The organism is uncultured Helicobacter sp. (genome assembly GCF_937893305.1).
GTDB lineage: Bacteria > Campylobacterota > Campylobacteria > Campylobacterales > Helicobacteraceae > Helicobacter_D.
Genome location: NZ_CALBGN010000018.1, coordinates 50,028 through 70,111 on the forward strand (window position 1 = coordinate 50,028; position 20,084 = coordinate 70,111).

Consider the following 20,084-nt stretch of genomic DNA (forward strand, 5'->3'; position numbering starts at 1 on the left):
TTAATAACTTTCATTTACACTTGGAAAATCCCCATTTTTCACATCTTTAATATATTTTTGCATTGTTTCTCTTATAATCTTTGCTCCTTGCAAATACTGACGCACAAACTTTGGCTTAAACTCTTCAAAAAATCCAAAGGCATCACTCCATACAAGCACTTGTCCATCAACACTTGCACCACTGCCAATCCCAATAACAGGGATTTGAACACTTTGCGTGATTTGCTCTGCCACTTCTGCGCAAACCCCTTCTAACACAAAGCAAAACACCCCCGCATCTTCTAATGCTTTTGCATCTTTTAAAAGCGATTCTAACTCACTTTCTTGCTTGCCCTTTACCTTATAACCGCCCTCTAAACGCACTAATTGTGGCTTTAAACCAATATGCCCCACAACTGCGATTCCATTTTGCACTAAAAGCTTAATTGTGTCTTTAATTTCTGCTCCGCCTTCAATTTTAACTGCCTGTGCTTTAGTCTCTTTAAAAACACGCATTGCAGAATCTAGAGTAATTTGTGGCGAAATCGTGCTACCAAATGGCATATCACATACTACAAGACTTGTTTTTGCTCCATTGCAAACCGCTTTTGTGTGATAAATCATTTGATCTAGCGTCGCACTTAGCGTATCACTCTCACCAAAAAAGCTCATATTTAGGCTATCACCCACTAAAATCATATCCACTTCTCCATCAAAAATCTTTGAGAAAAGAGCGTCATAAGCCGTTAACATTGTGATTTTTTCTTTGTTTTTTTTGCGTAAAATCTCTGTTGTTGTAATGGATTTTTTCTGAATTTGCATGCTCATTTTTGCTTCCATAAAATTTTTTGGCTAATTTTACTACATTTTCATTTTTTGCGGTATAATTTCGCTCTTACTTTTGGGGCTGATTAGAATTTCGACAAGATTTAAATAGCTCTAACTGCATGCCGACTTGTGCTAAGTCGCAAAACTGGCTCTTAAATATAAACGCAAACAACGCGAATTACGCTCCAGCTTACGCTAAAGCTGCGTAGGTTTATCTCCTTTTGGAGCTGTTCTTAGTTAAGATTCTAGCTATTTTCTAAGAGCATCATCAAAGCTAGATGCGCTTTGTGTTACCAAGCATAGAGTTAAGATTTCGGTTGCCTTTGTTTAGAGTTTTTGGGAGTTTTTTAAACGAAGAAAGATTTAAAACCCAAGCAAGCATGTAAATCGGTTATTGTGGATTTGAGTTTTGGACTGGGGTTTGATTCCCCACAGCTCCACCATTAACGACTTTTTAAAACTTCAAATAACTTCAAAAAAAGCCCTTAAATAGCGTCTTTTATGTCCTTTATTGTTGTAAGTAATTATAACTTATCCTTTGCTTGACTAATCTCTTGTGCGATAAGCTCGGCTTGTTTGATGGCATTATCCACGCCTAGTTGTATGCTATTTGGCGGATAGCCGTATTTCTTTAGCACCTTTTTCACCGCAAGTCTAAGCTCTGCTCTCACACTCTCACGCAAAGTCCAGTCAAGTGTGGCATTCTCTTTAATCGTAAAAAACACTGCTTTGCTTAGCTCACGCAGCTTCTCTACACCCATAATCTCTTCTACTTCTTTAAACTCGCTCAATGCTTCATAAAAGGCATATTCATAATCACTCAAATCTAAATCTAGCCTCTTCTTATCACTTGCGATGAGTTCTTGGCTTAATTCTATAAGCTCTTCAATCACCTGTGCAGCGTCTATGAGTCTATTTTGATATTGTATTAGAATCTGGCGGAGCTTTTCATACAAGCCCTTGATTTTTAGCTCTTTTGGGAGTCGCATTTGCAATTCATCATTTAAGAGTTTGCGTAAAGTCTCTAGTGCAATATGTGGATATTTATAATGTCTCATACCCTCCAAAAACTCATTTGAAAGGATAGAGATATTTTCTGCTTTGATTTGGCTTTTGTCTAGGATATCTATCATACCCTCACTTACTAGCTCTTTATCAATGATTTGTTTAATAAGGCTTTGTTTGAGCGCATTATCAGCTTGGGCTTTGGAGTATTCACTCTTTTTAATGCGGTTTTTAAGCAATTCAAAAAAGGCGATTTCTTTTGAGAGTTTTTGTATCTCATCATTTGGCAGCACCATAATATAGGCTTTAACAAGCCGTGCTACCTCATCTAAAAATCGCTTTTTTAACTCTTCATCACTTAGAATCTTGTCTGTGATTTGTGAAAGCAATTCAAGCTTGCCCCTTGTGTCTGCTTGAAAATACTCCATATACTCAAAGCCGTGTAACATTTGCTTTAATACTTCGTGCTTCTCATAGACGACTTCTACTAGCTTTTGTTTATCTACAAGGAAGTTTTGAGATTTACCCTGTGTGTAAAACTGCAGGGCTTTTTGGAGTTCAGCCATAATACCTATATAATCTACAATTAAACCGGAAGGCTTATCTTTATATACGCGATTTACCCTTGCGATTGCTTGCATAAGAGTATGTCCTTTCATAGGTTTGTCAATGTAGAGTGTATGCAAGGGCGGTGCGTCAAAGCCTGTTAGCCACTTATCACACACGATAATAAACTCTAAGCAATCATTAATATCATTTGCCCGATTTGCGATATATCTTTGCTCTTCTTTGCTTGTGTGGAATCTAGTAAGCTTTGCACCATCACTTGCACCTGAAGCGATGATAACTTTTGCCCTGCCTGTTGTGTAATCATCACTATGCAAACTTGGATCAAGCTCTACTAGCTCATTATACAAATCCACGGCAATTTCTCTACTAGAACACGCTATCATCGCCTTGCCTTTAAGCTTTTCTTTTCTAGCGTTGAAATGTTCTAAAATGTCTTTGGCAATGTTTTTTAATCGCTCTTTTGCACCGATAATGCCTTGCAGTTTTAAAAGATCGCCTTGCGTGTTGTCTTTATCAACAGATTCTATAAGCTTTTTGCCCTCTTCGCTTAGATGCAGTTTTGCTAAACGGCTTTCATAGTATAAAGGCAAGGTTGCACCATCATCTACGGCTTTTTGAAAATCATAAATATCAATATAATCTCCAAATACATTTCGCGTATTTGCATTATCTTTTTCTATGGGTGTGCCACTAAAGCCCACATAAGTAGCATTAGGCAGAGCATCACGCACATTTTGTGCATAACCATAGGCAAGATCTTCGCCGCGTAGCCTTGCACTAAAGCCATATTGTGTGCGGTGGGCTTCATCAGCAATGACAATAATATCTTCCCTTTGACTTAAAAGCTCAAAGCGTTCATTTTCATCTCTAAATTTTTGCATTGTGCTAAAGATTATGCCACCTTTTCTTTGCTTAAAGATTTCTTTTAAATCCTTTGTGCTTTCACATTGCAAGGGCGTGGTTTGCAAAAGCGCGCTTGACTTTATAAAGGTATTAAACAACTGATTGTCCAAATCCGTCCTATCTGTGAGTAATAGTAGCGTAGGGTTATTGAGTTCTTTTAAGGCTTTAGCACAGAAAAATACCATTGATAGACTTTTACCGCTGCCTTGAGTGTGCCATACTACACCGCCTTTTTTGTTTGTTTCATTACTTTGCATAGCCTTTTTGACACTCTGCATTGCTTTATTAACAGCATAGTATTGATGATATGCGGCGATTTTTTTATTGAGTTTAGATTCTTTATAGCCTTGTGCGTCTTGTATATAGCTTTGCTCGTAAATGATAAAATAGCGTAAAAAATCAAGCAAAACGCAAGGCTTTAATACTTCGCAAATCTCTAAAACAAGCATATCTTTGTTTGACGCACTTTCTTGTCCTTGCCATTTTAAAAAGCGTGTAAAATCAGCATTCAAACTGCCAAGTTTAGAATCTACCCCATCGCTTATAATACACAACGCATTAGGGATAAAAAGCTCTTTTGCTATCTCTTTATAGGTTTCTATCTGCAAATACGCCTTATGCAAATCTGCATTTACACCAAGTGGGTTTTTTAGCTCACATAGCACCAAAGGTAACCCATTAACAAATACCATAATATCGCATCGCACAGAATCTTGTGTGCTAAAGACAAATTGATTGAGTGCTAAAAGGGCATTATTTTCTACATTGTCAAAGTCTAATAACTCTAGATTAATACCCCTTTGCTCGTTATTGACTAAGGCTTCTAGGGTAATACCACCTATTAAATATGCGTGCATTTTAGCATTAGCACTCATCAAATCTTCTTCATCACTTAAAGCTAGAATCTTCTTATACGCTTCAAGGGCTAAATACTCTTTTTGCTCCGCACTTAAAAAGTCATAATTACTTTTAGATTCAAAGTTTATACGCGTAATAGAATCTAAAAATATCTCTTTTAAAATCCATTCATCTTTTTTCCTTGCGACTTCTTTTGCATTTTTGCATTCATAGCCAAGATTCCCCAAAGTCTCTAAAAATAGCTTCTCTATGCTTTCTTCGTTAAATTTTGACATTGTTTAGTCCTTTCTTATAGTATTGCTTGTATGATAGAGATTTGATTATCACTTAATCCGCACATATAAGATTCTCCAATTTCTCATACACTCCGCATACCAAGGGATAAAAATCATTGAGAATATATGCGAGATTATCATCTAGCCCTTGGTCTGTGTATGTATGCCTTGTAATATTGCGGATTTCTAAGGCTTGAAGCCACTTTTCACATTCATTTAAAAGCCCATATTCAAATGCCTTTCTTATGCTATCTTTGGGACTTTTTATCATAAAACCCTCTGTTTCTAAGAAGTCTTTTATAATTTTCCAGCTAAGTTCAATTAACACTTCAAATCTTTGTATAATTCCCTCTTTCTCTAAAGTTGAAAAGATTCTGTTTTGATTGTCTTTAATCTCTTTAAGATTTAAAAATGCCTTTTGAAAATGCGAAAATCTTTGCTTTAGCCTCTGCATTTATTCCCTTTTTGTTGATTTATTTTATTTTACCTTAGCCCACAAAAACACTTAAGCAAATATTGCCTTTAATAGCACATCACGCATTGCTCGGAGATTCTGAATCTGTTTTGAATTATTTTCAATCTTATTTTCAAAATTTGAAATAATTCCGCTAAATTTAAGTATGTCATTTTGATTTGCCTTTATAAATTCAGCATTATGCAATCCATCGATAGTAATTTGCGGTTGAGCTGAACCTGAAACAAATGTATCAAAATTATATGACAAGCAATAATATTTCAAATATTCAAATGTTATCTCTTTATCTTTTGTTCTTTCTAACACTAAGGAATTGTTAGTTATAAATGATTTTCTTTCCGAAATATTCACCTTGCCAGAAGCTTCACCCCTGCAAGAAATCAACACCTGCGGTTCATCATAAAGATATTGGTCAAAATACCCTATTTTTCCATTTCCGCCAAACACGGCATAGCCTTGTGGTAGTAAATTTTTAGTTGGCAAGTTTTTACCATAAACTATTTTTACATAATCGCCAAGTTTGCCTAGCTCCCATTCATCACGCTTTGGATTGTCTATAAAATAATGGCGAAAAAGAGTAAGGGCTAGAGATTCTAAAGTTTTGTTTTGTCTATGGAGTAAGTCTATCTTATCATCAAAGCTACTTAGAATCTCTGCGATTTTTTGTTGTATTGCAAGTGGTGGGAGTTGAAAAGTAAAATCACGCAAAACTTCTATTTGCACCCTTTCTCTACCAGAACTACCTGTCATAGACTGAATAGCAACTTCTCTAAGATGTTTGCTTCGTGCCAAATAATACAAAAAATCTTGATTGCTTGTTCCTGTCTTTTTTCTTAAAACTATAAATTCAGTAGAACCAAAAGCTATTTCATCATCTTGTAAAAAATCCACAAACGCTGTTTTTCCATTTTCCAAACAAGGTGTAATTCTTGCAAGCAAAGTATCGCCGTTTCTAAATTTAGCCCCACCACTAAAAGATTCTATGCTGAAAGAATAAATTTTCTTAGTGTATGGCTCTAAACTATCCATAGAAACCTTTTTATACAAACAATGTTTTTTTAGAGACTCTTTTGGATTTATCTCCGCCACTTCCCCAAGCCTTACTTTCTGCCATTGTTCTTTATGGAGAGATTGTAGGAAATTCTCACAATGCTGTTCTTTTAGATTCACAATCATTTCCCGCCTATAAGCTCTAAATGTTTTAGAATCTTTTGGCTTAAATCTTTCTCTTCTTTGATTTGAGATTCTAGCTCGGCTTTTAGGCGTGTAAATTCCCTTTCAAAGTCAAAGTCTTCTTCATCTTCTGCCAAGCCCACATAGCGACCCGGTGTTAAGACATAATCAAGCTTTGCTATCTCATCTTTATCTACACTTTTACAAAAGCCTAGAATGTCGCTGTAATCTGTGCCTTGTTGCTCTTGTGCTTTTTGCCATTTATGATAAGTCTGTGCGATTGTAGCAATATCGCTTTGAGTTAGAATCCTGTTTTTGCGATTGATGAGTTCGCCTAGATTTCGTGCGTCAATAAAAAGTGTGTTGTTATGAGCTTTGTTGCGTTTGATAAACCAAAGACACGCAGGGATTTGTGTGTTTAAAAAGAGTTTTGCGGGGAGATTAACAATACATTCTATAAGGTTAGATTCTATTAAGTTTTTGCGGATTTGCCCCTCTGTGCTTGTGTTGCTCGTAAGAGAACCTTTAGCAAGGACAAATCCCGCCCTACCCTTTGGGGCTAAATGGTGGATAAAGTGGCTTATCCACGCATAATTCGCATTCGTGCTAGGGGGTGTGCCATAGTTCCAACGCACATCATTTTCTAAGGCTTGGCTGCCCCAATCTGTGGCATTAAAAGGTGGATTTGCAATAATGAAATCTGCTTTTAAGTCCTTGTGTGCGTCATTAAGAAAGCTCCCCTCGCTATTCCACTTTACAGAGCTAGAATCTATTTTTCGCAAGGCAAGATTCATCTTTGCTAATCGCCAAGTAGTTTGATTACTCTCTTGCCCATAGATTGAAATATCGCTGATTTTACCTTGATGTTCTTTGACGAACTGCTCACTTTGGACAAACATTCCTCCACTTCCACAGCAAGGATCAAATACCCTGCCCTTATAAGGCTCTAGCATAGCAACCAAAAGCTCTACAACGCTTTTTGGTGTGTAGAACTGCCCGCCCTTTTTGCCTTCACTCAAGGCAAATTCACCCAAAAAATATTCAAAAATATGCCCTAAAATATCGCTTGTGTTTGCTTGATTCAATACAATAGAATCTATTAAATTCATCAAATCGCCCAAAGTCGCACTATCTAGGTTTTCTTTGGCATAGACTTTTGGCAGCACACCTTTTAATTGTGGATTTTGCTTTTCTATCAAATCTAGGGCATAATCTAGGTCTTTGCCTATTTGTGGGCTTTTTGCCTTGCTTAAAAGAAAGCTCCATCTAGAATCTTGTGGCACAAAAAAGATATTTTTTGCGATATATTCATCTTTATCTTCTGCATCTTCATTGCGTGCAAGTAACTCTTTGTGTAGAGATTCAAAACTATCGCTAATGTATTTCAAAAACACAAGTCCAAGCACGATGTGTTTATACTCTGCGGCGTCTATGTTTTTACGAAGTTTATCAGCAGCACTAAAAAGTGCGGCTTCTAGCTTTTGTGGTTGTTTTGTCTTTGCCATTTTTACAACTTTCTAAATTTTTAACTAGCATTATAACCAAAACTTGATTTGTGAGAATTTTTAAATTTTTATTAATAAAATAAATTAATTTATCTAGACAATCGTTGTTTCAGCAAGTTTAGCGGATTACTCAAGTGCGGTTAATATTGCAATCTCATCTAATGATGAACTAGGAGTAATCGCAAAAGAAATCAATGTAAATATTCAAAACATTGAAGAAGGCTTAAAACAAGATTCTCCAGCAATTGCACAATCCGCACAAACAGCTAAAGAAGTAGAAAGTGGAGATTTAACAGCAAGAATGGAATCTAAAATTTAGATTCCAACTTTTAATAATCTATAAAATCAAATTTACTTTTTAGGATACAAAGAAGCGTGCCAAATAGAAAATCCAACAAGCGCAACTCCTGCTGTGATATGGATTGTCTTTGCAGATTTGTTTTTTAAAAATAACGCACTCCCAGCAGTCAGCAACAAACTTGCACTCATACCTATTTTTGCAATCTCACGCTTTGTTTCAATAGAGATTTTGTTTTCTTTAATTTCTAATTCTTTTTGCATATTTTCTCCTATTTTGTTTGCTTTTTTTTGGAGTATTTTTTGTATTTCAAAAATGCTTGCCTTGTCATTTGTGCTGCTAGAAATCCACTTCCTGCCGTTGCTAAAACAAGTAAAAAAGGCATTAATTCCACTCCTTATCTAATATTGATTCTTTGTAAAGCATTTAAAAGCAATCCTATTGTTGTGCCATTGTGTAAAAATGCCGTTTGAATAGGACTTAATTTGCCAAGACTTGCTAGAATTAAAATCATAGAATTTACACCCACTGTGATTTTAAAACCTCTTTGCACCTTTTTTAAACAAGAAATAGCAAGCTCTCTAGCTTCTGCTACTGCTTCAATATCATCACGCAACAACACCACATCTGCACTTGCCTTTGCAATATCAGCTCCTTTATGCATACCAATTCCAATATCAGCACGGATTAATGCAGGCGCATCATTAATCCCATCTCCTACAAAAGCAACCTTCTTGCCCTCTTGCATAATTTGCTCTAAAATTTCTGCCTTTTGTGTAGGTAAAAGTTCCGCATAATAGCGATTAATCCCTAGTTCTTTAGAGATTTTTTCCGCTTTTTGCTTTGTATCGCCTGTTAGCATAATAATCTCTTTAATCCCGCTCTTTCGCAATCTCTCTAGTGCAGTTTTTGCATTTTCTCTTAAAGAATCTTTAAGTAAAATCATTCCTAAAAGCTCTTTATCATAGCCAATATACAAAGGCATTTCACCACTTTCTAAAATCGCTTCAATTTCTTTATTTTGCACTTCAAAACTAATCTTTTCATCATCTTCTAAAAAATGCCTAGAGCCTATTACAACACTTTTTCCATTGATTTCACTCTTCACGCCGTGTGCTACAATAAAAGTTACTTCATCGTGATGAAAATGCTTAAAGTCCTTGTCTTTTGCTGCTTTTACAACCGCTTGTGCCACAGGGTGAAAATAATGCTCTTCAATACTAGCAGCAAGGTTCAACACTGCATCTTTATCCCAAGTCTTATGAAAAGAATACACATCAAGAACCTCTAAATCTCCTTGTGTAAGGGTCCCTGTTTTATCAAATACAAACACTTCGCTAAGCTGTAAAGATTCCAAACTCTTTGCACCTTTAATGATAATCCCTTCTTTTCCGGCACTTGAAATTGCAGATTTAAAAGTTACAGGTGTTGTGAGCTTTAACGCACAAGAATAATCTGCTTGCAACACACTAGCACTACGCATCAAATCACGCGTTAAAACATAAGAGAGTGTCGCAAGCCCTAAAGTAATCGGCACTAAAGAATCTGCCATTTTAGACGCATTAAGTTCCTGATGGGATTTTTGCACCAAAGTTTCTTCAATGTAGTTTTTAATCCTTGCCATTGCAGTTTGCTTCCCAACAGATTCCGCCCAAACTTTAATTTTCCCTTCTTGCACGATTGTGCCAGATAATACTCTATCACTATGCCCTTTTTGCACAGGTGTTGCTTCTCCAGTCATTGAGATTTGATTCACAAGTGCTTCACCATCAATAATGTGCCCATCTACTAAAATCGTATCTCCAGCACCAATGACTACAATATCACTAATTTTTAGCTCTTCACTTGGAATCTGCTTTAAAACACTCTTTCCCTTTTTCTACACGCTCAACCCACGCTAAACCGCTCTTTTGCTTGGCAAGTTCTTTAATTAAATCATCGCTTTTATACATTGTCATTTCTTCAATATATTCACCAAGCGCTAGCATAAAATTTGTAGAATTTGCTGTTTTGAAGTCTTTTAAATATAAAGAAATCGCAACTGCCATTGCTTCTAAAGAGCGAGAATTAATTCCGTGTGCAAAAGTCTCCTTTAACCCACTAAATAGCAAGGGAAATGATGCAACAAAAGAAAATCCAAGTTGCGCTGTGGCATTGTTTAATAAAGGTGAAAGCAATAAAGCACTCCCAGCGCGTGCTACTTCTGATGAACTTGGTATTTCATCTCTTAGAGCGAGATAACTCTCATCGTGCTTGATTAAATCTGATTCCACCGCAACGCCATTTAAGACATTATAAATGTTTTGCTCTAAATCCTCCAAAGATCCACAATACTGCACAATAATGTTATTTAAAATCGCATTAACACGCACATTGCTAGCACTTGGCATTTCTTCTAAAGCTACACGAAGCTGTATGGGATTTACTCTAAAACCATTTTTGCAAATGTATTTAAAGCGCGCCCTATTAGCAGTTGCGTGAAGTAGAATCAATCGCATTTTTATCCTTAAATTTTATCACTATCGTTAATTTCAGCCTTAGCGTCTTCATAACGTTCTTTTAACTCTTCAATTCCGCTTTCAAACAAACTGCTAATTTTTGCAAAGCCCTTAAAAATCGCTCTTTGCGCATTTTCATTTGTTAAAATAAAAGTTGCTGCCGCACCAATTAACGCCCCTTTTAAAAAATCTTGTTTAGGATTAGAATCCAAAAGATTTCCTAGAAAATTTTGTGAATATTGCGTGCTATTTTGTGTATTTTGTGTTTCTTTATTGATATAGGGATTATTAGGATTTGGTTGTGTCATATTAGTCCTTTGTTAAAAGTTTTGAAGCAGTGCAACAGCCCTTGTTTGCTAGCGTTTGGATTCCATAAACACTTGCTGCTCCAATAGCTACAAACGCTGCTGCTTCAATGATTCCTTGCGTGGGTGATTTTGCAGAATTCCCTAACGCATTTGTCGCTGCAATACCACACGCTGTTATGATTCCACCTTCAGCACCTGCTTTTAGTGTTTCTGTGATTGCCTCTTGCTTGTTGATTTCTTTGCGTTTATATTTTGCATACGCATAAGCTCCACTTAGCATTAGCGCAATAAGCCCACCACTAATTGCGTGTCCTGTAACAGAGCGTGGAGTTCCTGTATTTGCTAACATTAATTCTCCTTTTTTATTGTCTTACGCGTTGTGCGTTGCTTTGTTGTTTTAGATTCCACATTTTGCGGTGCTTCTTGCATTTGGGATTCCGCATTTAATGCGTTTTTGAAGCTATTTTTTGCGTAATTTAATGCGTGATTAGAAAACTCTTTCCCTTTGTTAATCGTGCTATTTAATTTTTCAGAAATCTCACTACTACCTAATTTTTCTTTAATCTGCTCTCTTTTTGTGAATAAAAGTGCAACTCCTGCACCAACTGCTAATCCTGCAATAAATGGTAATGCCATTATTTACTCCTTGTTTTGATTTAAAAGTTCATTGAAAATAATTACTCCAAATGCGCCTGCAATCACGCCACCCATTAAAGAATAATTCAACTTGCCCAAAAAACCCTCTAATTGCTCTTTGGATAGACTTCCTTCTTGCAGTCTTGTAACCATTTCAGAAGTCTCTCCTAAAAGGTCTTTACTATGATTTAAGAAATCCATTATATTTGAAGTATCCGTGTTATGATGATAAGCAAGTGCTTGTTGAAGTGCTGGGATATGATGATTAAAACTTGCAGCTTGCAAACGATAAAACACATCTAAAATTTCTGAATCTTGTTCTTTTGCAATTAAAGTATTATAAAGGGCAATGTTTGCATTTTCTTGCTCTAGTGCAACTTGTAACACTTCTTCGCGGAGACTTGGAAGTGTTATTGTATGCAAATAGGGATTATTGGGGATAGGGACATTTAACTTTTGAAGTTGATGAGAAAGCGCATTAATGTGCGTAATCTCAGCGTTTTGAAGATTTAAAAAAATCTCTCCTAATGGACTTGCTTGCGTGTAAAAACTATATGCCTTATACTCATCGTCTAATGCTTTTAACAAATTCTCTGCACTCATACAATTTCCCTTAAATTTTGATTGATTATTTCTGCAATTTCTTCTAATGATTCTCCCTTTATACAATCCTCCCAAAGCTTAGGATTTAACAAGCTAGAATCATAATGAATTGTTAAAGAACCAATTAAAGGATTAAACTTGAGAGAAAAGATTAATGGAATCTTTTCTAACACCTCCAAAAGCATCTTTGGATTTACCCTTTTTTCTTGTGCGGCTGCTTTCAACTTTAAACTTGCTCTAAGACGGATTCTACCTTTTGTATGATGGATAATGGAGAAATACTCCTTAAAAAACTCCAAATCATTAGGCGTTATTTCTAAGTCCTTTAAAGTCTGAAGTAAGGCTATTTTATCTTCTTGCATAATAATCCGCTCAAAATGAATTTCTGTTGGATTTTAGACTAAAGGTTATAAAAATTTTCTTAATAAAAAAATAATGAGATTCAAATAATAATATTTAATAGCATAAATAAAGAAGTTTTAAAACATAAAAATTTATATAATAATTTAAAAAATGAGAATCAAAAATTAGCTAATTTTGAGAGTCAAAATTAAAAATCTTAGGTTCATTTGTTTGAGAATCCACATTTTCTTCTAAAATCAGCTCTGCTTTTTGGCTATTAATATCCACCAACCAATAAAATCCGACCGCCTTTGTAACTGTTGGTTTAATCTTGGCAACTTGATATCCTTGCTGTTCCTCCACTGATTCTATAACACCAACAAGCACACCCGGATAAAAAATTTCATCAAACCCACTTGTATAAATCTGCTCTCCTATTTCAATTTTAGGATACAAAGGGATATAATCCACTACAAAACCTTTATTTAAATCATATTTGGCAACACCGGGTGTCTTATTATCGCCGACTACCACACTATAACTACACTTTTCATTACCATTTAAAAAACCTAACAAACGACCACTTTGCATTTTAGCAATGCCTGCAACTTGATTATTACTAATTAATCCAAAAATTGCATTTTCTCTTTGTTTTAATGTATTATTTTGTTCAAGCCAAATTTTTGTGTAATCATTCATTTCTACATAAGAAATCATTCTAGAAAATGTGATTTGCATTGCACTTGGCTTGAAGTTTAAAGCCTGTAAAAGCGCATCGTGTTCAGTTTTAAGGGCATCATAAGAATATTGTAGTTTTTCTTTGTCTTCAAGCGCATTTGTTAAATCTTTAATCTGTTGAACTTGATTAAAATAACGCGTGATAATATTTGCAACATTGTGATTTAAATTTAAAATTCCAATTTTTATAGAATCGCTAAAATACAAAACTTTTGCGTGAAACTCTTTGGAAACCTGTAATGCAACAAAAAATGTAACAACTAAAAATAATATCCAAAGAAAAAGCTTTTTCAATACCAGCCTTTAATTATTCATAAGTTAGCTGTTGTAAAACATCAATTTCTTCTAGTGCTTTACCTGTTCCTTTTGCTACACACAATAATGGTTCATCACCTACATACACTGGTAATTTCACAATATCAGAAAGATATTTATCAAGCCCACGAATCAAAGCTCCCCCACCTGTTAATGCGATTCCATTTTCTACAATATCCCCCGCTAAATCTGGTGGCATCTGCTCTAATACATCTTTTAATGCATTTGAAATCTCTTTAAGTGTTTCCTTCATCGCTTCTCTCACATCTTCACTTGTAAGCTCAATGGAATTCAAAAGACCACTTACTTGATCACGCCCCTTAACTTGCATTGTAAGTGGCTCATCAAGACTCACTGCTGAACCAATTTGAATCTTAATTTCTTCTCCTGTGCGCTCCCCAATTAAAAGACTATATTTTCTACGCACATAATCCACAACTGCCATATCTAGTTTATCTCCAGCAGTGCGCAAAGATTTTGAAATCACAAGTCCACCAAGAGAAATAACCCCAATCTCTGTTGTTCCTCCACCAATATCTACCACCAAACTCCCTTTAGGTTCTTTAACAGGCAGTCCTGCGCCAATTGCCGCTGCCATTGGCTCTTCAATTAAAAAGACTTCTCTAGCTCCTGCGCTAATTGCAGATTCTCTAACTGCTTTGCGCTCAACTCCTGTTAGCCCATAAGGAACGCACACTATAATTCTAGGACGCATTAAAGCTTTTCTTCTATGTGCTTTTTCAATAAAATGACGAATCATTTTTTCTGTCATATCAAAATCTGCAATCACTCCATCTTTCATAGGGCGCACTGCTGTAATACTTCCTGGTGTTTTACCGACCATTTCTTTTGCTTCGTGTCCTACAGCCAAAATTTTGTTTTTTCCATAGCGATCATTTTGAACTGCCACAACAGAAGGTTCATTAATAATAACCCCTTGCCCTTTAACCAAAACAATCGTATTTGCAGTTCCAAGATCAATGGAAATATCGTGTGAAAACCAACCAATTATTTTATCTATCAACATATTCTCTCTCTTTTATTTGGATTTAAGCACTTTTTTTGCTTGTTTTTTTCTGTTTAACTAGAATAGGTTTTGCTTCCTTTAGCACAGCTTCTTTTGTAATAATGACTTCATAGCCATTAAGCTCTGGCAAATCATACATCACATCTAGCATAATTTCTTCTAAAATTGCACGCAATCCCCTAGCACCCGTTTTCCTAGAGATTGCAAGCCCTGCAATCTCTTGCAACGCTTCTTCTTTAAAAGTAAGTTGTGCACCATCTAAGGCAAAGAGTTTTTTATACTGCTTTGTGAGTGCATTTTTTGGTTTTTGTAAGATTTCTATCATCGCTTCTTTTGTGATTTCCCCTAGCGTTGCAATCATATGCAAACGCCCAATTAATTCTGGGATAAGCCCATAACTTACTAAATCATCAGGCTCAACAAAATCTAAAAGGTGCAAAGATTCCGTTTTCTTACCTTTTTTATCGTGGAATCCTAGTGTATTTCCCCCAAGACGACGCTCAATAATATCCTTTAAGCCATCAAATGCTCCCCCACAAATAAATAAAATATCCTTTGTATCAATTTGGATAAAATCTTGATTAGGATGCTTTCTTCCGCCTTTTGGTGGCACATTTACTACGCTTCCTTCAATAATTTTTAAAAGTGCTTGTTGCACGCCCTCCCCAGAAACATCACGCGTAATGGAGCGATTTTCTGACAGCCTTGAAATCTTATCAATTTCATCAATAAAAACGATTCCTTTTTGCGCTTTTTGCACATCACCATCTGCTTCTTGCAAAAGCCTTGTTAGGATATTTTCTACATCTTCACCCACATATCCTGCTTCTGTTAAACTTGTTGCATCACAAATTGCAATAGGGATATTTAAAAATCTTGCCAAAGTTTGTGCCATTAGCGTTTTTCCACTACCTGTTGGACCAATTAACAAAATATTTGATTTTGTAATCTCCGTATCATCGTCATTTATCGCATTTCCTTGCAAAATCCTCTTATAGTGATTATAGACTGCCACACTAAAAACCTTTTTGGCTTTTTCTTGTCCAATCACATATTCATCAAGCACAGCTTTTAATTCTTTTGGTGGCACAATTTTTAAAGTATTATCTTCTGTTATTTTATCTTTATCTTGTTCTAACCCAAAAAGTAAATTATAAGAAGCGATAATACAATTCTTACAAATACAAGTATCATTACCTGAAATCAAAGGATTCTTAATGGATTCCTTGCTTTTACAAAAATCACAAACTCTTTCACTCATAATTCTTCCTTACAAAAGGGATTCCACGCGTGGAATCAATAATAAATTGACACATTTTTATAACATTTTCATCTTGTGAATCTTCTTCTAAAATCTCTTTAGCAATCTCTTTAATGGGAGCATTTCCAAAAAATAGGCGTTTATAGGCATTATGGATTTTATCCACTTGATGATGCTCAAAGTTTTTACGCAACCTATGCAAGTTTAACCCACGCACTACCGCACGATTCCCTTCTGCCATACAAAAAGGCGGAATATCTTGTGAAAGCGCACTCGCTCCTGCAATCATTGCATAATCCCCAACTTTTACAAATTGATGAATAGGGGTTAATCCCCCAACATTAATATAATCTCCAAGCACAATATGCCCACCTAAAGTTGCCCCATTTGCCAAAATACAAGAATTACCCACAATACAATCGTGTGCAATATGCACATAAGCCATTAAAAGATTTTTATTTCCAATAATTGTCTTGCTTCCTCCGCCTTCTGTGCCGGGATTTATCATTGTAAATTCTCGAATTTTATTATAATTCCCAAACACTAACGAATTTGCTTCTCCATTGTATTTTAAATCTTGCGGTTGCGTCCCAAGCACTGCATTTGGAAAAACTTCATTGCCCTTACCTAAAGTGGTATTTCCAAGAATTGTTACATGATTATAAAGCTTGCAATCATCACCAATCTTCACATCTTTTCCAATCACACTATAGTGTCCAATCTCTACATTTTCTCCAATAACAGCACCCTCTTCAATAATTGCTGTTTGCGCGATTTTTGCCGATTTTGCGATTCTCACTTTTGTGCCTTTTTATCTGTATTATCTACAACCATTGCCTTAAGTTCTGCCTCTGCAACAAGTTTTTCATCCACATAAGCATAGCCTTGAAGCACCCAGATTCCACCTTTTTGTTTCAGCACTTCTAACTTATAAGTCAGTCTATCTCCCGGAGTTACAGGATTTCTAAACTTGGCCCTATCAATACTCATAAAATACACAATCTTATCACCATTATTACACGACTCTTCTCCAAACATACTCACAAATGCTAAAACCCCTCCCGTTTGTGCCATTCCTTCAATAATATACACACCCGGATAAATCGGCTGACTAGGAAAATGCCCATTAAAAACATCTTCATTAATTGTTATATTTTTATAACCCTCAATACTTACATTTGGTGTGATTGCTGTAATTCTATCTACCAACAATAACGGATAACGATGGGGTAAAATCTCTTTAATCTTTTGCACATTAAAAATCATCTTTTTCCTTTATTTTATAATGCCATTTTGCCCGGATTTAAAATATTATTTGGATCAAAGGCTTGTTTAATGGAGTGAAACAATTGCATTTCTTCTCCTGAGAATGCTAAATGCATAAAAGGTGCTTTGGATAATCCAATGCCGTGTTCTCCACTAAGCGTTCCACCAAGCTCCACTGTGATTTTAAAAATCTCTTCAATTGCTTTGTGTCCTTTTTCCAGCTCTTGTGGATTTGCACCATCAACCATTACATTTGTATGCACATTTCCATCTCCTGTATGCCCAAAACAAGGGATCACAACGCCATATTTTTGAGATACTTCTGCAATTTTTTCTAAAAGTTCTGGGAGCTTTGAGCGTGGGACTGTGATGTCTTCGTTTAATTTTTTACTTCCATAAATCGTAATGCTAGGGCTTGCGTTTTTGCGTGCAAACCACAAATTCTCTGCCTCTTTATCATTGTTTGCTTGGATAAAATTCACTGCGCCATTTTCAAGAAATTTTTCTTTGATTTTATCCATTTGATAAGTGATTTCTTCAGGTAAATTTCCATCAACTTCTGTAATCAAAATCGCCCCCGCATCTTTTGGTAAGCCTTTATTAAACTTCTCTTCTACTGCTCTAATGCTAAGATTATCTAAAAACTCCATAGCCACCGGTGTAACTCCACTTGCCATTGTTTTATACACAGCATTCATTGCAGATTGAATACTTGGAAAAACACCCATTGCGCTTTTTTTAAACTTTGGCTTACTTAAAAGCTTTAGTGTGATCTCCGTAATCACACCAAGCGTCCCTTCACTTGCGATTAAAATCCCTGCAATGTTATATCCCGCTACATCTTTAATGGTTTTTTTACCTGCGCGGATAATATCCCCATTTGGCAAAACCGCACGTAATGCCATCACAAAATCCTTTGTAATTCCATATTTTGCAGCACGCATTCCACCAGCATTCTCACTAACATTTCCACCCAGTGTAGAATAATGCTCACTAGCAGGATCAGGCGGATAGAATAACCCCACAGCTTCCACTGCCTTTTGAAGTTGCATATTGACAACTCCGGGCTGAACTCTTGCAACCATATTTTCCATATCAATCTCTAAGATTTGATTCATATGTTTCTCTAATGCTAGCACAACACCGCCATTAACCGCTAAAGAACCCCCAGTAAAACCACTTCCAGCACCACGAGGAATCACAGGGATTAAATGCGAATTACAATACTTTAAAATCGCACTCACTTCTTCTTCATTATGCGGAAACACCACGCAATCTGGATATCTGCGCTCTTTTGTTGCATCATAGCAATATGCACTTAAATGCGCTTTATCACTACAACATTCTCCCTTACCAACGATTGCTTCAAGATCCCTGATATTTTGACTTGTCATCTTGTGCCTTTAAAAAATATTTTTAATTTGTTTTGTAAAATACTTTGTAACACGTCCAAAAAATGTTGCATCTTCATCACTAATTTCACCTTTTAAAAGTGCATCAAAATATAAATAATAATCACGCGTTGTTACATCATTAATCAGATACGAAAACCATTCTTGATTATCATTTCCAATGCGCGAGAAAAATGGCAACATTCTCTCTTCAACAGGAGCACGTCCTGTAATATAATCCTTTTTTACAGGTCTGAAAGTTTGACAATCCAGTGCTTGCCCTTCATTTAAATTCACCAAATACACAATCCCTACTGCATATTGCGTGCAAACTTTACGAAAATCTCCTTTAACAGGAGACGAGTGTCCTACATCCATTAAATACGCTGCCAACAAATCTGGGTGCAGCCAAGTAACATCAGGATACACAGCTTTAATCTTCTCATAAATCTCCTGTGAAGGGGCAACTAAAAATGCGCGATCATTGAAAGAGCGAAAAATTACTTCATCATTTTTCTTAGGAAATAAAATTGGTGCTGGAAAAGCTCCTTGTTCTAAGCCTTCAAATGGCTCAAATGCAATTTTTGCACGATCATCTTTAATTTCTACTACTGCGGCTCTAGCAACAATAGCAGAATGCTCCTTTGTAAACCAACGCACAATTTCACCACTCTCACCAATCTTTAAATCAAATGCTGGAACATACGCATAATGCTTGGCATCTTCATCTAACTCCACGATAGGAACAATCAGTTTATTGCCAAAAGGAGAAGCATAAGAAAATACGCTAAAAAGTGCGACAAACAAAGAATATTTTAAGAAATATTGAAGAGGATTTAAAAATTTCATAAACAAACCTTTATAGAAGCCGATAATTGCTGTGTGATTTTAATTTATATTTGCTTAAAGCGTGGCAATATTTATAGATTTTTTACAAATTTTTAAGTTTAATTGCTTCTAAAAGGTGGAATCCTTTTTGCTTGAAGCAGCTTTATATCACAAAAAGGATTCCATATTAATGCTTATCAATAGTAATTTAAACACATTAAATGAGGTTTTTAATGAGGCAAATCGCCTTTTAGGAAACGATACACAAACAACACAATCTCTTTCAAAAATACAAAGCATTAACAAGACTGAAAAAGAAGAAGAAAAAGATTCTGAATTCACAACCAAAGAACGCGTTACTTATGGACTTGTCAGTTTAGAGATAATGAGCGATGATCAATACAAAGCGTTTGAACGCGTTACTGCTAGTATGTCCCATAACGAAAAAATCGCCGTAGCACAGATTTTAACACGCGCTGGGAATCTTAGTGCTAGCGTAGAACACATAAGGGAGCAAGAAAGAGCAGTTGCCAATCAAAACGCAAAAAGCGCACAAAATGACACACAAGGCTTTTTAGGTGTTACGCAAGAGGGCTGGAAGGAAGTTGCTAAAGAATTTCAAGACAATCTTAACAATCTTAATGGCATCTATACAAAAAACTATAAAAAAGACATCACAAGCAACTATAATGATATTTTGCGCAAAAATAATGAAGCAAAAACACAACGCATTTTGCGTGAGTTTAGTCACGCAATTTTTAGTGGAAATGTGCGCATTGACACAGTAGGATAATTTTATCATTTTTTAAAGAAAGAAATACTAAAATACGCTTTCTCTTTTTGGTGTGCCAAGGTAGCTCAGCTGGTTTAGAGCGCTGGTCTCATAAGCCGGAGGTCGGGGGTTCGAGTCCCCCCTTTGGTACCAAATCTAAGATTCTTTTTATTTGTGCGCTCATAGCTCAGCTGGATAGAGCAACGGCCTTCTAAGCCGTAGGTCAGAGG

At 35.9% G+C, this 20,084-nt stretch carries 19 protein-coding genes, 1 tRNA gene, 1 other RNA gene and 1 pseudogene; 3 read left to right on the forward strand and 19 right to left on the reverse strand.

What is annotated here, in order from left to right; genetic code table 11:
* Positions 1-807, reverse strand: a complete 807-nt coding sequence (panB, locus tag Q0358_RS06755; RefSeq protein WP_299549228.1) for a 3-methyl-2-oxobutanoate hydroxymethyltransferase — start codon at positions 805-807, stop codon at positions 1-3.
* Between the two features lie 75 nt (positions 808-882).
* Between panB and ssrA the strand changes: the two genes are divergently transcribed.
* Positions 883-1,250: a transfer-messenger RNA gene (gene ssrA, locus Q0358_RS06760) on the forward strand.
* Between the two features lie 81 nt (positions 1,251-1,331).
* Here ssrA and Q0358_RS06765 read toward each other — a convergent pair.
* From Q0358_RS06765 to Q0358_RS06850, 18 genes and pseudogenes are all read right to left on the reverse strand, one after another.
* Positions 1,332-4,418, reverse strand: a complete 3,087-nt coding sequence (locus tag Q0358_RS06765; RefSeq protein ID WP_299549231.1) for a type I restriction endonuclease subunit R — start codon at positions 4,416-4,418, stop codon at positions 1,332-1,334.
* Positions 4,419-4,470: 52 nt separating this feature from the next.
* Entirely contained in the window at positions 4,471-4,872 is a 402-nt protein-coding gene (locus Q0358_RS06770; RefSeq protein ID WP_299549234.1) for an HI0074 family nucleotidyltransferase substrate-binding subunit, read from the reverse strand.
* Between the two features lie 51 nt (positions 4,873-4,923).
* Complete coding sequence (locus Q0358_RS06775; protein ID WP_299549237.1) at positions 4,924-6,069, reverse strand: restriction endonuclease subunit S; 1,146 nt, start codon at positions 6,067-6,069, stop codon at positions 4,924-4,926.
* Entirely contained in the window at positions 6,066-7,571 is a 1,506-nt protein-coding gene (locus Q0358_RS06780) for a class I SAM-dependent DNA methyltransferase (RefSeq protein ID WP_299549240.1), read from the reverse strand. The genes Q0358_RS06775 and Q0358_RS06780 overlap by 4 nt, the downstream gene beginning before the upstream one ends.
* A 351-nt stretch (positions 7,572-7,922) precedes the next feature.
* On the reverse strand, positions 7,923-8,132 hold the full coding sequence (locus Q0358_RS06785) for a hypothetical protein (RefSeq protein WP_299549243.1): 210 nt from the start codon (positions 8,130-8,132) through the stop codon (positions 7,923-7,925).
* Positions 8,133-8,266: 134 nt separating this feature from the next.
* A pseudogene (locus tag Q0358_RS06790) lies at positions 8,267-10,367 on the reverse strand (heavy metal translocating P-type ATPase).
* Between the two features lie 8 nt (positions 10,368-10,375).
* The gene (locus Q0358_RS06795) at positions 10,376-10,675 is read right to left on the reverse strand and encodes a YtxH domain-containing protein (RefSeq protein WP_299549246.1); all 300 of its coding nucleotides are present in this window, start codon (positions 10,673-10,675) and stop codon (positions 10,376-10,378) included.
* Position 10,676: 1 nt separating this feature from the next.
* The gene (locus Q0358_RS06800; RefSeq protein WP_299549249.1) at positions 10,677-11,024 is read right to left on the reverse strand and encodes a hypothetical protein; all 348 of its coding nucleotides are present in this window, start codon (positions 11,022-11,024) and stop codon (positions 10,677-10,679) included.
* On the reverse strand, positions 11,024-11,311 hold the full coding sequence (locus Q0358_RS06805; protein WP_299549252.1) for a YtxH domain-containing protein: 288 nt from the start codon (positions 11,309-11,311) through the stop codon (positions 11,024-11,026). Before Q0358_RS06805 ends, Q0358_RS06800 begins: the two co-directional genes overlap by 1 nt.
* A gap of 3 nt (positions 11,312-11,314) precedes the next feature.
* Positions 11,315-11,914, reverse strand: coding sequence for a hypothetical protein (locus Q0358_RS06810; protein WP_299549255.1), 600 nt, complete (start codon positions 11,912-11,914; stop codon positions 11,315-11,317).
* Positions 11,911-12,276 carry an HMA2 domain-containing protein gene (locus Q0358_RS06815; protein ID WP_299549258.1) on the reverse strand — a complete coding sequence of 122 codons (366 nt, stop codon included), beginning with the start codon at positions 12,274-12,276 and terminating at the stop codon, positions 11,911-11,913. The genes Q0358_RS06810 and Q0358_RS06815 overlap by 4 nt, the downstream gene beginning before the upstream one ends.
* A 169-nt stretch (positions 12,277-12,445) precedes the next feature.
* A complete protein-coding gene (gene mreC / locus Q0358_RS06820; RefSeq protein WP_299549261.1) occupies positions 12,446-13,288 on the reverse strand; it encodes a rod shape-determining protein MreC in 843 nt (280 codons plus the stop codon).
* A gap of 13 nt (positions 13,289-13,301) precedes the next feature.
* Positions 13,302-14,336, reverse strand: a complete 1,035-nt coding sequence (locus tag Q0358_RS06825; protein WP_299549264.1) for a rod shape-determining protein — start codon at positions 14,334-14,336, stop codon at positions 13,302-13,304.
* Positions 14,337-14,358: 22 nt separating this feature from the next.
* On the reverse strand, positions 14,359-15,597 hold the full coding sequence (gene clpX, locus Q0358_RS06830) for an ATP-dependent Clp protease ATP-binding subunit ClpX (protein WP_299549268.1): 1,239 nt from the start codon (positions 15,595-15,597) through the stop codon (positions 14,359-14,361).
* Positions 15,590-16,396, reverse strand: a complete 807-nt coding sequence (gene lpxA / locus Q0358_RS06835) for an acyl-ACP--UDP-N-acetylglucosamine O-acyltransferase (protein WP_299549271.1) — start codon at positions 16,394-16,396, stop codon at positions 15,590-15,592. The genes clpX and lpxA overlap by 8 nt, the downstream gene beginning before the upstream one ends.
* Positions 16,393-16,863 (reverse strand): 3-hydroxyacyl-ACP dehydratase FabZ, encoded by a 471-nt coding sequence (gene fabZ, locus Q0358_RS06840; RefSeq protein WP_299549274.1) that lies wholly within the window; start codon positions 16,861-16,863, stop codon positions 16,393-16,395. The genes lpxA and fabZ overlap by 4 nt, the downstream gene beginning before the upstream one ends.
* A 14-nt stretch (positions 16,864-16,877) precedes the next feature.
* The gene (glcD, locus tag Q0358_RS06845) at positions 16,878-18,257 is read right to left on the reverse strand and encodes a glycolate oxidase subunit GlcD (RefSeq protein WP_299549277.1); all 1,380 of its coding nucleotides are present in this window, start codon (positions 18,255-18,257) and stop codon (positions 16,878-16,880) included.
* A 9-nt stretch (positions 18,258-18,266) separates the two neighbouring features.
* A complete protein-coding gene (locus Q0358_RS06850) occupies positions 18,267-19,103 on the reverse strand; it encodes a plasminogen-binding N-terminal domain-containing protein (protein ID WP_299549280.1) in 837 nt (278 codons plus the stop codon).
* Positions 19,104-19,272: 169 nt separating this feature from the next.
* Between Q0358_RS06850 and Q0358_RS06855 the strand changes: the two genes are divergently transcribed.
* Positions 19,273-19,875: a hypothetical protein gene (locus Q0358_RS06855; protein WP_299549283.1), complete on the forward strand. Its 603-nt coding sequence runs from the start codon at positions 19,273-19,275 to the stop codon at positions 19,873-19,875.
* Between the two features lie 54 nt (positions 19,876-19,929).
* Positions 19,930-20,007: transfer RNA gene (locus Q0358_RS06860), tRNA-Met, on the forward strand.
* Positions 20,008-20,084: the final 77 nt, after the last annotated feature.